The 11832-nt window shown below is 66.1% G+C and carries 15 protein-coding genes; 3 read left to right on the forward strand and 12 right to left on the reverse strand.

Annotation, left to right across the window (positions count from 1 at the left end; translation table 11 throughout):
• Positions 1–35 precede the first annotated feature (35 nt).
• A complete protein-coding gene (locus DR_RS04875) occupies positions 36–365 on the reverse strand; it encodes a DUF309 domain-containing protein (protein ID WP_027479674.1) in 330 nt (109 codons plus the stop codon).
• 82 nt (positions 366–447) lie between these two features.
• On the opposite strand from DR_RS04875, the gene trxA reads away from it, so the two are divergent.
• Positions 448–777: a thioredoxin gene (gene trxA / locus DR_RS04880; RefSeq protein ID WP_027479673.1), complete on the forward strand. Its 330-nt coding sequence runs from the start codon at positions 448–450 to the stop codon at positions 775–777.
• 92 nt (positions 778–869) lie between these two features.
• On the opposite strand, the gene DR_RS04885 is transcribed toward trxA, so the two are convergent.
• The 10 genes from DR_RS04885 to sdhC all read right to left on the reverse strand — a co-directional run bounded on the left by DR_RS04885 (position 870) and on the right by sdhC (position 8838).
• The gene (locus DR_RS04885; RefSeq protein WP_010887590.1) at positions 870–1457 is read right to left on the reverse strand and encodes an alpha/beta hydrolase; all 588 of its coding nucleotides are present in this window, start codon (positions 1455–1457) and stop codon (positions 870–872) included.
• Entirely contained in the window at positions 1457–2488 is a 1032-nt protein-coding gene (locus DR_RS04890) for a M42 family metallopeptidase (RefSeq protein WP_010887591.1), read from the reverse strand. Before DR_RS04890 ends, DR_RS04885 begins: the two co-directional genes overlap by 1 nt.
• Positions 2485–2913 carry an isochorismatase family protein gene (locus tag DR_RS04895; protein WP_034349627.1) on the reverse strand — a complete coding sequence of 143 codons (429 nt, stop codon included), beginning with the start codon at positions 2911–2913 and terminating at the stop codon, positions 2485–2487. Before DR_RS04895 ends, DR_RS04890 begins: the two co-directional genes overlap by 4 nt.
• A gap of 63 nt (positions 2914–2976) precedes the next feature.
• Complete coding sequence (locus DR_RS04900; RefSeq protein WP_010887593.1) at positions 2977–3429, reverse strand: TlpA family protein disulfide reductase; 453 nt, start codon at positions 3427–3429, stop codon at positions 2977–2979.
• A gap of 34 nt (positions 3430–3463) precedes the next feature.
• The gene (locus DR_RS04905) at positions 3464–3922 is read right to left on the reverse strand and encodes a hypothetical protein (protein ID WP_010887594.1); all 459 of its coding nucleotides are present in this window, start codon (positions 3920–3922) and stop codon (positions 3464–3466) included.
• 120 nt (positions 3923–4042) lie between these two features.
• On the reverse strand, positions 4043–5182 hold the full coding sequence (locus DR_RS04910) for an NAD(P)/FAD-dependent oxidoreductase (RefSeq protein ID WP_010887595.1): 1140 nt from the start codon (positions 5180–5182) through the stop codon (positions 4043–4045).
• Between the two features lie 242 nt (positions 5183–5424).
• A complete protein-coding gene (locus DR_RS04915) occupies positions 5425–6219 on the reverse strand; it encodes a succinate dehydrogenase iron-sulfur subunit (protein ID WP_010887596.1) in 795 nt (264 codons plus the stop codon).
• Positions 6220–6284: 65 nt separating this feature from the next.
• Entirely contained in the window at positions 6285–8036 is a 1752-nt protein-coding gene (sdhA, locus tag DR_RS04920) for a succinate dehydrogenase flavoprotein subunit (RefSeq protein ID WP_010887597.1), read from the reverse strand.
• Between the two features lie 68 nt (positions 8037–8104).
• Positions 8105–8482 (reverse strand): succinate dehydrogenase hydrophobic membrane anchor subunit, encoded by a 378-nt coding sequence (locus DR_RS04925; RefSeq protein ID WP_010887598.1) that lies wholly within the window; start codon positions 8480–8482, stop codon positions 8105–8107.
• Positions 8482–8838: a succinate dehydrogenase, cytochrome b556 subunit gene (gene sdhC, locus DR_RS04930; RefSeq protein WP_010887599.1), complete on the reverse strand. Its 357-nt coding sequence runs from the start codon at positions 8836–8838 to the stop codon at positions 8482–8484. The genes DR_RS04925 and sdhC overlap by 1 nt, the downstream gene beginning before the upstream one ends.
• A gap of 211 nt (positions 8839–9049) precedes the next feature.
• On the opposite strand from sdhC, the gene DR_RS04935 reads away from it, so the two are divergent.
• Complete coding sequence (locus DR_RS04935; RefSeq protein ID WP_227086009.1) at positions 9050–9271, forward strand: hypothetical protein; 222 nt, start codon at positions 9050–9052, stop codon at positions 9269–9271.
• A gap of 31 nt (positions 9272–9302) precedes the next feature.
• Here DR_RS04935 and DR_RS04940 read toward each other — a convergent pair whose 3' ends face one another.
• On the reverse strand, positions 9303–10139 hold the full coding sequence (locus DR_RS04940; protein ID WP_051618859.1) for a phosphatase PAP2 family protein: 837 nt from the start codon (positions 10137–10139) through the stop codon (positions 9303–9305).
• A gap of 68 nt (positions 10140–10207) precedes the next feature.
• On the opposite strand from DR_RS04940, the gene DR_RS04945 reads away from it, so the two are divergent.
• Positions 10208–11773, forward strand: coding sequence for an ABC transporter ATP-binding protein (locus tag DR_RS04945; protein ID WP_010887602.1), 1566 nt, complete (start codon positions 10208–10210; stop codon positions 11771–11773).
• The last annotated feature ends 59 nt before the right edge of the window (positions 11774–11832 follow it).

Raw genomic sequence — 11832 nt, forward strand, 5'->3', positions numbered from 1 at the left:
AGGCCGTTCGGACGCGTTCCGGGCGGCTTTTTTCTTCATTCCAGCGGCAACTGCGGGTGCATTCCCTCCGTTTCCAGTGCCTGCCACACCGCCTGACGCAGGCCCCGCAGGTCGACGCCGCCGTACTCGTCGGGCAGCGTGCCCAGGTACTTTTCCGCCTTGTAGAAGTTGCGGTGCGCGAGGCTGCCGTGGTGCCAGCGTTTGTGCAGGGCGGCGGCGAGCAGGATCAGCGCCTGCACGAAGGCCCGCTCCTCGCCGCTGGACACCCGCCAGACGTCTTCCCAGGCTTCGTGGGCTTCCCACCAGTGCCCGGCGTTGAAAAGGTCGGCGCCGCGCCGCAATTCGGGGTTCATGCGGGCCAGCATACCCGGCAGGTTAAGGCTGGCTCAGCCTGTCCCCATGCCCCGCCTATCCGCCGACATGCGGGAGGGGGGTATAGTTCCGAACATGAAGCCTGTGGAACTCACGGACGGCAACTTTACGAGCGAAATCGCGCAGGGCCTGACCCTGGTCGACTTCTGGGCGCCCTGGTGTGGCCCTTGCCGCATCATTGCCCCGGTCATCGAAGAACTCGCCGGTCAGTACGAAGGCCGCGTCAAGGTCGCCAAGGTCAACGTCGACGACAACCCCGCCACCAGCGGCCAGTTCCGCGTCATGAGCATCCCCACCATGATCCTGTTCAAGGACGGCCAGCCGGTCGAAGGCATGGTTGGTGCTCAGCCCAAGCGGGCCTTCGAGTCGGTGCTCGACAAGCACCTCGGGGTCGCTGTCAACTGATTTTCAAGCCCTCATTCCCCAGTCGACAATTGAAAAAGAAAACTGGGATAGAAGCAGAAGCCGCGGGCCTCTGCTTCTTTTTTGCTGTGGGTTCAAAACCGCGTAAAGCCCTGCGGGGTCCAAGCGTGCAGCACTTCGCTTAGCAGCACTTCTCCCTCGGGCCACTCGCCGTGGCCGCTGTCCACGTTGATATGCCCAGCCTCGCCCGCCATAACAAATGCGGCACCCCAGGCGTTGGCAAAGCTCTCGGCGCGCTCCGGCGTGCAAAACGGGTCGTTCTCGCTGGCAACGACGAGGGCGGGGAAGGGCAGGGGGTCGAGGGGTTGCGGCGCCATCTGGGCCACCGCCGGGAAGTCGGGGTGGGGCCGCTCCACGTCGGGCGGGGAGACTAATAGGGCGCCGCGCACCCGCTCGTGGCCGCCGAAGAGCCGCGCCCAGTGCGCCACCGTCGGCACGCCGCACGAGTGGGCGACGAGTATGAGTTCACCGGGGGTCGCCTCCACGACTTCCTGCAAGCGGGCAGCCCAGCTTGCGGGCGTCGGCCTGTCTGGGTAGTCCTGCCGTACCCGCGCTGCGCCGAACTTCTGTTCCCAAAGGCTTTGCCAGTGCCCCGGCCCGGAGTCGCCCAGGCCGGGCACGATGACCAGACGGGGGAGTTCACCTCCTCTACGGTCGGCCATCAGGCGCCCACGTAGGCCAGCATCAGCGCGGCGGTGGCGTCCAGCGCGTCGGTGTGGGTGCGTTCGTAGGCGTGGCTGGCGTCTACCCCGGGGCCGATGAGCGCCACCGGGTAGTCGCCGCCCGCTCGCCAGGCCGCCGTGCCGTCGCTGGAGTAAAAGGGGTAGATGTCCACCCGCAACTCCACCCCGGCCCGCGCCGCCGCTGCCCGCAGGCGGTTGCCGAGCGCGTGGTCGTAGGGTCCGCCGCCGTCGGCCACGCACAGGGTGACGTGGTGCTCGCTGCTCGTCTGCCCGTCGCCCACTGCCGCCATATCCACCGCAATCAGCTCGTCGGTGTGCGGGGGAATGCCGGTGGCCGCGCCGTGTCCGACTTCCTCGTAGGTGGTGACGTGGAAGGCCACCGTCTTGACCGGGGGCGACTGCAACAATGCGCGGGTCACGGTCAGAAAGACCGCCACCGCCGCTTTGTTGTCGAGGTGCCGCGCCTTGACGTAGCCCGCCGGGGTCAGCCGAGGCCGGGCATCGAAGCTGACGAAATCGCCCACGCCGATGCCCAGGCCCCGCGTCTCGGCGGCGCTGCCGGTCACGGCGTCGAGGCGCACTTCCATCACGGCGGCTTCACGGCGCAGGTCGCGCAGGGCCGCGCCGTGGACATGGGTAGACTGCCGCACGTTGACCACCGTGCCGCTCACCGTCTCGCCGTTCTGACGGTGAACCAGCACGTCCTCGCCTTCCACTGTCGCCCAGTCGTAGCCGCCTAGAGGCCACAGCAGCAGGCGCCCATTCGGTTTGATGGCCTTGACCATCGCCCCCAGGGTGTCCACGTGGCCGCTGTAGGTGACGTGGCCCGCGCCGCTGCCGGGGACTTCCCAGGTCAGGGCGCCCTTGCGGGTGCGCTGCGACGGCACGCTCAGTTTGTGCAATTCGCCCTCCACCAGCGCCAGCGCCGCCTCCGTAAAGCCGGTAGGACTCGGCGTGGCGAGCAGACGCAGCAGCACGTCCAGGGTGTAGTCCAGTTGAAGACTGCTCATGCCTGGCCTCCCTGCGCCTGGCCTCCCTGCGCCGCGCTGACCTGATAGCCGAGGTCACGGGCCGCCTGCGCCGTGGCCTCCAGTTCCTCACCAGGCAGTCCCAGCAGCGTCAGCTCGCGTACCGCCCGGCCCCGCAGCGCGGCGTCAAGGTCAGAGCCGGAAAAGGCGTCGGGGGCCTGCGCCCGCACCAGCACGTCGCCCGCCTCGGCGCGGAAGTCGGGGTAAAGAATCCAGCCCTTGCTGAAGGTCTCGCCGGCGCTGCCTTCCTCGCCGTCCCACTGCACCAGCGCAATCAGGTCGCCGTCGGCGCGGGCCTGCTCGACATGCCGCTGCCAGTCGCGGGCCACCTCGCGTTCGTCGGGTCGGTCATGCAGGTAATGGCGCTGGGCGCTGAGCAGCAGCAGGGCTCGGGGAGTGAGTGTCATGAGCGGATGATAAAGGCAGCGCGGCGCCCTGAGCGGTTGCCAGCTCGCATTCAGGGCGGGCCGTCAGGGGCGGGAAGCCGCCGCCCACTCGGCCAGCAGGTACTCCAGCCGGGTCTGCGCGTTCTCCTGGCTGCCGTAGACGCTGCGGAGCAACTCGCCGCCCGGCGCAAAGGCCAGCCAGTGCGGCGTGCCCTCGGTTTGCCACTCGCGGGCAAACGAGCCGTCTAGGTCGAGGGCCACAGGAAAGGGCAGCTTGGCGAAGTCGCGCGCAAACTTCACCAGCGTCGGCTCCACTTCCTCCCGCGTCAGCTGCCGGTGCCCGAAACTGGTGTGGACCGCCAGCAAATGCACCTGTTCGCCGTACTCCGCGTGCAGCCGCTTGAGAAAGGGGATGCCGCGCGACACGCAGCCGGGGCATTCCAGATTGAAAGTCATGAGTAGGCCGGGCCGCCCCCACTCGGTCGGCGGGGGCAGGGGAGAGCCGTGAACGAAATCGGCGGGGTCAGGCCAGCGCATGGGGAGAGTCTACGCAGTCGGCAGCACCCGGCGTTCAGAACTCGACATGAATCAGGCAGAAAAGCTGCCCGGCGGGGTGCCAGATGACGTAGCTGTCGAGAGTGCCGGGGCCCGCCTTGCCCACCGCGTAAAACTTCAATTCAGCATCGGGCCGCCTGAGCAGGTCACCACAGGTGTCCCAGCCTCCCATCACCCGACGAATCGAGTTGGGTTCTGCGGGAGAGAGGTAAGGCTGAAGCCGTAGCTTTTCGCCCTGGACTACTGCCTGCGAGGTGTAGATGGTGTCGCCAAAGCCGAAAGCGCCATGTTGCTCGCTCTGAAGAACTTTCGCCGCTGCCGGATTCTGGAACAGGGCCCCCAGCGCCCGCGTCGGCCTCGCGCTGGAGAAGACGGCAGATTCGTAAAAAGTGCCTGCCAGCAGAGCGAGAAGCCCCAGGCCCAGCAAAGCCACTGGAACCAGGGCCACCGCAAGGACCGCACGCCAGAACGTCATGCCTTACTCTGCCCGTTGTAACCATCAGCGGTCATCCATCTTTTGGCGCAGACTTTACCCTTTGGGCAATAAGCCAAAAAAACCCGGCCCTCAAGGGACCGGGAAGCTGAGACGTTGGGCTCAGTCGACGCTGGAGCGCCACTTCCACTCGGAGGCGCGCTTCATCACGTGGGCAATGCCGCCGGTGATGGCGAGCTTCTGGTTCCAGGGGAGCTTCATCCAGCCCACCGCCATCAGGCCGCCGAGCGACACGAACTCGCCCAGGGTGGTCGGCTCGTAGGGCACCAGGGGCTTGTTCTGCACCATATTCATGATGTTCTTGGCGGTGGTGCGGCCCTGCTGACCGGCGTGCTGCGCGGTGGTGGGCACCGGCTTGCCCTGCTGGTTGAGCGCCAGCCCCATGTCACCGATGATGAACACGTCGGGGTAACCCTTGGCGCGCAGGAACTCGTCTACCACGACGCGTCCGCCGGGGCCTTTCTCGATCTTCTGGCCGCGCACGACGTCGCGGGCCTGAATACCGCCGGTCCAGATGATCTTGCCGGCCTTGATGACCTTCTGCTCGCCATCGGCGGTCTGCACGGTCACGCTGTCGGCGGTGGCCTGCATGATGCGGTGCCCGACCATGATCTTGATGCCGTAGTCTTCCAGCGTCTGCTGCGCCTTGGCCCGCAGCGCTTCGTCCAGAATGGGCAGAATCTTGGGACCGGCTTCGACGAGGTAGATGTTGAAGGGGGGCAGGCCGCGCTCCTTGCTCAGCAGCTCGGCGCGCTGGGCGAGTTCGGTCACCAGTTCCACGCCGGTCAGGCCCGCGCCGCCGACCACGATGTCGCGGTTGCCCTGGTAGCCGTTGTCGAAGGTGCGGTTGACGAAGTTGAAGATGTCGTCGGCGTCGCTGAGCTGCTTGAGCTCGGTGGCGTTTTCGGCGAGGCCGGGAATGCGGTAGAAGTTGGTCACGCTGCCCAGGCCCACGACCAGGGTGTCGTACATCAGCACGCGGCCGTCTTTCAGCCCGACTTCGCGCTCGTCGAGGTCCACATAATCGACCTTGGCCTGCTCGAGGTGAACGCCGGTGCCGCGCAGCAGCGGGATCAGCGGCAGCGTGATGCGGGCGTTGTGGGCCGCCGCTTCGTGCAGGCGGGTTTCGAACGTGTGGTAGGCATTTTGCTCGATCAGCAGGCTTTCGAGGCCAGGAATCGGCTTGAGGGAAGTGGTCGTGGCAAGGCCAGCGTAGCCCGCACCAAGAATCAGCGTTTTCATCTTCAAAACTCCTGTGAAAGTATTCACGAGCCGAGGCCGAAAAAAGCAGCCCGCAAAAGGTGCCGGGACTTTCGCCCGGCGTTCGGGTCAAGTGTACACCTTTACGCTCGGCGAATGGCCTTCTGCTCACACTGCCCAGCGCCCCTGGCCTTGAGCGGATCTTGAATCGCCGGACAGGGGCCCAAAAGTGGCGCCAGCACAGCAAAAGACGCCCCGCGTGGGGGCGCCTGTCGGGTGAGTGTTCAGGCCTGCTGGAACATCACCGCGCGCTTGACTTCCTCGATCAGCGAGGTGATCGGAATTTCACGCGGGCACGCTTCGGTGCAGTTGTAGGCGGTGCGGCAGCGCCACACGCCGGTGTTCTGGTTCATGATGTTCAGCCGCTGCTGGGTGGCCTGGTCGCGGCTGTCGAAGATGAAGCGGTGCGCCTGCACGATGGCGGCAGGCCCGAGGTACGAGCCGTTCACCCAGAAGATGGGGCAGGACGTGGTGCAGCACGCGCACAGGATGCAGTTGCTGGAGTGCGCCATGCGCTCGGCCTGCGCTTCGCTCTGGAGGCGCTCGCCCGCCGGGGCCGGGTCTTCGTTGATGAAGTAGGGCATGATCGCCCGGTACGCATCGAAAAAGGGCTCCATGTCCACGAGCAGGTCACGCTCGACCTTGAGGCCACGAATCGGCTCGACGGTGATCTCGCCGCCCGAGCCCTTCACGAGGTCGCGCACCAGGGTCTTGCAGGCAAGGCGGTTGCGCCCGTTGATCATCATTGCGTCCGAGCCGCAGATGCCGTGCTGGCACGAGCGGCGGAAGGTGAGGCTGGGCTCGTGGTACCACTTGATTTCGTTGAGCACGTCCACCAGGCGGTCGCCGGGCTGCGCCTCGATGTCGTAGGTCACCCAGCGGCCCTTCTTGTCCTGCTCGGGGTTGAAGCGCAGGACCTTGACTTTCAGTGGCAGCATCGGCACGTCCGCCGGAGCCAGCGGGGTCGCGCCGCTCTGAACGACGCTGGAGGAAGTAACGGGAGTCTGGATCTGGGTCATAACTGTTCCTTATCAGAGGGGCGAGGCGGCGTCTGCGAGAGCAGGCACGCTTGGCCCCTCCGCCGTCAGTAGACGCGGGGCTTGGGCTCGAAGGAGCGCGTGAAGCCCTTGAGGGCCACGTCCTTGTAGCCGATCAGCACGTTGCCGGGGTTGTTCATGTCCCGGTAGGCCATGGTGTGCTTGAGCCAGTTCACGTCGTCGCGCTGATGGAAGTCCTCGCGGTCGTGGGCCCCGCGTGACTCGGTGCGGTTCACGGCGCTGCTCGCCATCGCTTCGGCGCAGTCGAGCATGAACCCGAGTTCGAGCGCCTCCACCAGTTCGGAGTTGTAGCGGGCGTTGGTGTCCGACACGCCGACGTTCTTGTAGCGGGTCTTGAGTTCCTTGATGATCTCGACCTGCTTGGCCATGTCGGGGCCGTTGCGGAAGATGCCCACGTTGCGCATCATCGTTTCCTGCAGCTCCTTGCGGATGGCGGCGGCGTTGTCCTTGCCGCTGGCCGCGCGCAGATCGTCGAACACGCGCCGGCTTTCGGCCTCGGCGTTTTCGGGCATCTCGGCGTACTCGACCTGCTTGGCGTACTCGGCGGCGTAGCGCCCGGCGCGGCGACCGAACACCACGAGGTCACCCAGGCTGTTGGTGCCCAGGCGGTTGGCGCCGTGCAGCGACACGCAGGCCTGCTCGCCCGCCGCGTACAGCCCCTCGATAGAGCCGCCGTTGCCGTCGCTGAGGCACAGCCCGTTGAGGTCGGTGGGAATCCCGCCCATCGCGTAGTGCGCGGTCGGCTGCACCATCACGAGGTCCTTGACCGGGTCCTGGCCCAGGTAAGTGCGCGCGAGGTCGGTGATCTCGGCGAGCTTGCCCTCGATCACTTCGCGCGGCAGGTGGGTCAGGTCGATATGGATCGCGTCCTTGTCTTTGCCCACGCCGCGCCCTTCGCGGATTTCGGTGGTCATGGAACGGGCCACGATGTCACGCGGCGCGAGGTCCTTGATGGTCGGCGCGTAGCGTTCCATGAAGCGTTCGCCGTTGGAGTTGCGTAGGATGCCGCCTTCGCCGCGAATGCCTTCCGTGACCAGAATGCCCAGTTTGGCCAGCCCGGTGGGGTGGAACTGGTAGAACTCCATGTCCTGCAGGGGCAGGCCCTTGCGGTAGTAGATGCTCATCAGGTCGCCGGTCAGCGTCAGGGCGTTGGAGGTGATCTTGAACACGCGCCCGTAGCCGCCCGCCGCCAGAATCACGGCCTTGGCATGGAAGGTGTGCAGCTCGCCGGTCGCGAGGTCATAGGCAACCACGCCGCGGCAGCGCCCGTCTTCGATAATCAGGTCGGTGACGTGGAACTCGTTGAAAAACAGTGTCCCGGCCTTCACGTTCTGTTGGTACAGGGTCTGAAGGATCATGTGGCCGGTGCGGTCCTTGGCGTAGCACGAGCGCTCCACGGCGGCCTTGCCGAAGTCGCGGGTGTGGCCGCCGAACTTGCGCTGCGCGATTTTGCCTTCGGGCGTGCGCGAGAAGGGCAGGCCCATGTGCTCGAGCTCGTAGACCACTTCGATGATGTCCTTACTGAACACCTCGGCGGCGTCCTGGTCGGTCAGGTAATCGCCCCCCTTGATGGTATCGAACATGTGCCATTCCCAGTGGTCTTCCTGGATGTTGCCGAGCGCCGCGCCGATCCCGCCCTGCGCCGCGCCAGTGTGCGAGCGCGTGGGATAGAGCTTGGAAATGCAGGCGACGGAGACGCCGCCCTTGGCCGCGTACAGCGCCGACATCAGCCCGGCGCCGCCTGCCCCTACGACGATCACGTCATAACGATGATGCATGAATGTTCCTCTCTCAGAAGATGTGGTGCTCTGAATGTCGCCTCAGCCGGCAACGTCGCCAGCGGGGCTCAGAGGGAAAAGAGACCCACTGTGCCGAAAGCAAACAGCAGGGCGATCACGGTGTAGAAGGTGCCCTTGATCCAGGCACGGTCAGGCCGGGTCCGCACGTAGTCCTCGATGGAGTAGCGCGCGCCGTTGGCCCCGTGCAGCAGGGCGAGGGCCAGAATCAGCCAGTCGTAGAACTTCCAGGCGGGGTTGCTGAGCTTGTTGACGACCGCGACGTAGGTGGCGTCGGCCTCGCTGACCTGGATAAAGGTCATGTAGATGTGTCCCAGCACCAGGAAGACCAGAATCAGGCCGCTGATGCGCATGAAAATCCACCAGTTCAGCTCGGCGTTGGAGTGCGACTGCTGCCGGGCGTCGCTGAGTGTGCGGGCCTTAATCATCAGTAGCCTCCCAGTATGCGCGGAAACTGTGCCCAGGCCGCGTAGAGGGTCGCCAGCGCCGTAATCGCCAGCACGCCGTACCACATCTGGCGCTGATACGCCACGCCCGCACCCGCAAAGTCCATCACGATGATGCGCAGGCCGTTGAAGGCGTGGTACACAACGCCCGCGACCACCGCAATCAAGCCGACGCGGAAGATGCCCAGGTCATAGACATGGTGAATACGCATGTAAAACTCTTCGCCCAAGATCACCGACCCGATGCTGAACACGTGCAGCATCAGGTACAGCAGAATCGCCAGTCCAGACAGGCGGTGCAGCAGGAAGGCCCACTGCCCTTCTCTCCCTTTGTACATTCCTCAGTCCTCCCTCATTGCCCGGCCCCCCACTCCCCCAGGAAGGTGGAAAGCCGCTTTGCCATGTCTCGTGATGGGTGCGCCCGGCGCCGCATCACCTGCGTTAGACCTTTAGAGCATACCACCGCCTTTTCCCCCTTTAGGGGGCACTCCGGAAGGTGTCCCAACTGCGAAACCGTTACTGCATGGGGAAATCGGTATGCTGCCGGACATGACCAAGCCCGAACCCGACCTGCGCAGCGAAGTCGAGTACCTGCGCAAACTCAACCTCGCCCTGCTGACACTGCTGGAGAAAAAGGGCGTCCTGAGCGACGCCGAAGTGCAGACCGTCCTGCGCACCGCCCACCGCGCCGCCTACCCGCCCAAGGCCCCGCAGCCGGTCGGCCCGGCATTGCTCGGCACACGCTGGGTGAAGGCCGAAGACGAGAAATAAACCGGCATCCGGCCACCTGAACAAACAGGAGCTACAGCCCCGGCTGCGGCTCCTTTTGCTTGGTGTCCCAGATGCCTGATGCGGTATGCGGCAGCCAGCGCCCCAGCAGCAGCGGCACCCCGTGCAGCGCGACGAGCACCACGGCGGCGTACCGCAGCGCCCGCAGCAGCGGCGAGTGCCCCAGAGCACCCAGCGCCGCGCCCAGGCCCAGGTAGACGGCGAAAATCAGCACGAGGCCGAGCACGCCCACGACCAGCCGTCCGGCCCAGTCATGCGGCGGGGCAAAGTCAGCTCGTCCGGCCCAGTACCCGGCGAGCAGGCCCAGTCCGGCGCTGTACTCGCGGGGCGTACCGGCGGGCAGCAAGGCACTCAGCGCCAGCAGCACCAGTGGAATGGCCCAGCGCCCGGCACCTTGCTGGTTGAACTGGCCGTGCGTCCCCAAATACGCGAAGGCGAGGCCGAGCAGCAGGCCCACCACCACGTCCGACGGAAAATGGACGTGCAGCACGAGGCGCGAGGCGATGATCAGCGCGACGAGCACCGCCGCGAACAGCGTGAACGCGGGCCGCCGCACCTGCGCCGCGATGCCGAGCCAGAGGGTGGCGCTCATCTGCGCGTGGCCGCTCGGCAGGCCGGGGCCGCCCGCCGTGGCCCGCGCCGCTGCGGAGGCGAGCGCCGGGTCGTCGGTAAAGGGCCGGGGCAGGTTCAGCCCGTACTTGAGCGCCGAGTTCACCAGATAACTCAGCGCGAAGGCCACGCCGAGGTCGCGCCCGCCACGCGGACTCACGAGCAAGGTGTAGAGGCTGAGCACCACGAGAAAGACCTCGTCGCGGCCCAGGGAAGTGATTGCCAACCACAGGGAGTCCATACGCCGCAGTGTGGCAGTTTTTGGGGTCTGCCCCGCTCGCCCCGCCGGTCATCCTCTATCCTGCCCCCATGACCGCCCCCGCACCCACGCTCGCCCATGCCCACGCCTCGCCGGTGGCCCTGTCGCTGCGCGGCATCACCAAACGCTTTCCGCTGGTGCTCGCCAACGACGACATTTCGCTGGACGTGAAGTGGGGCAGCGTCCACGCCCTGTGCGGTGAAAACGGCGCGGGCAAAAGCACCCTGATGAAAATCGTCTACGGCGCCCAGCCGCCGACCAGCGGCGAAATCGTGGTGGACGGGCAGCCGGTGAGCTTCGCCAGCCCCGCCGACGCGATTGCCCAGGGCATCGGCATGGTGTTTCAGCACTTTCAACTCGTGGACACCCTGACCGTCACCGAGAACGTGATTCTGGGCGCCGAGCCGACCCAGGGCACCTCCATCAACTACGGCGCGGCGCGGGCGCGGGTGGCCGAACTGATCCGGCAGTTCAACTTCGACCTCAACCCCGACGCGCGGGTGGGCGACCTGCCGGTGGGCCTCCAGCAGAAGGTGGAGATTCTCAAGACGCTCTACCGGGGAGCCCGCATCCTGATTCTGGACGAGCCGACGGCGGTGCTGACCCCTTCGGAAACCGACGAACTGTTCGACTTCCTGAAAAACCAGTACGCGGCGAGCGGCAACGCGGTGATTTTCATTTCGCACAAGCTGCACGAGGTGCTGCACATCTCCGACACCATTTCGGTCATCCGTGACGGCAAGATGATCGGTTCTATCCCGGCGGCGGGCGCGACCACCGAGACACTGGCGAAGATGATGGTGGGCCGCGACGTGTCGCTGCGGGTGGACAAGCGCCCCGCGCAGCCCGGCGAAGTCGCACTCGACGTGCAGAACGTGACGGTGCGCGGCGAAAACGGTGGGCATGGCGGCCATGCCGAAGCCGTGCGCGATGTCAGTTTTCAGGTTCGCGCTGGGGAAATCGTGGGCATCGCGGGCGTGGAAGGCAACGGCCAGAGCGAACTCGTCGAGGCGATTACCGGGCTGCTGCCGTACCAGGGCCGCATCACCTACCTGGGCCGCGAAGCGCGGGGCGTGCGCGAGGTCGAAGCGTCGGGCCTCTCGCACGTCCCCGAAGACCGCAATGAGCGTGGGCTGGTGCTGGAAATGTCCACCGCCGAGAACTTCATTCTGGGCGAGCAGGACCGCGCCCCCTTCGCCGGACCGCTGGGCCTGCTGCGGCTCGACGTGATCGAGCAGAATGCCCGCGAACTCTCCGAGCAGTACGACGTGCGCCCGCGCTCCACCTCGCTGCCTGCCGGGCGCTACTCGGGCGGCAACGCGCAGAAAATCATCGTCGCCCGCGAGATGCGCAAAGGGCCAAAGATTCTGGTCGCCAGCCAGCCCACGCGCGGGGTGGACATCGGCGCCATCGAATTCATCCACGCCCGCATCGTGGAGGCGCGCGACCAGGGCCTCGCGGTGCTGCTTATTTCCGCCGACCTCGGCGAAGTGATGAACCTCGCCGACCGCATTCTGGTGATGTTCGAGGGCCAGATTGCCGGCGAAGTCGCCGCGAGCGAGGCCACCGAAACGGGCCTGGGCCTGCTGATGACCGGGAGCGGGGCGCGAGGCTGAACGCAGGCAAAGAGAGAAAAGGAGAGGGGCGGCCAATACGCGGGGCCGCCCCTCTCTAT

The sequence above is a fragment of the Deinococcus radiodurans R1 = ATCC 13939 = DSM 20539 genome, from assembly GCF_000008565.1.
Taxonomy (GTDB): Bacteria; Deinococcota; Deinococci; order Deinococcales; family Deinococcaceae; genus Deinococcus; species Deinococcus radiodurans.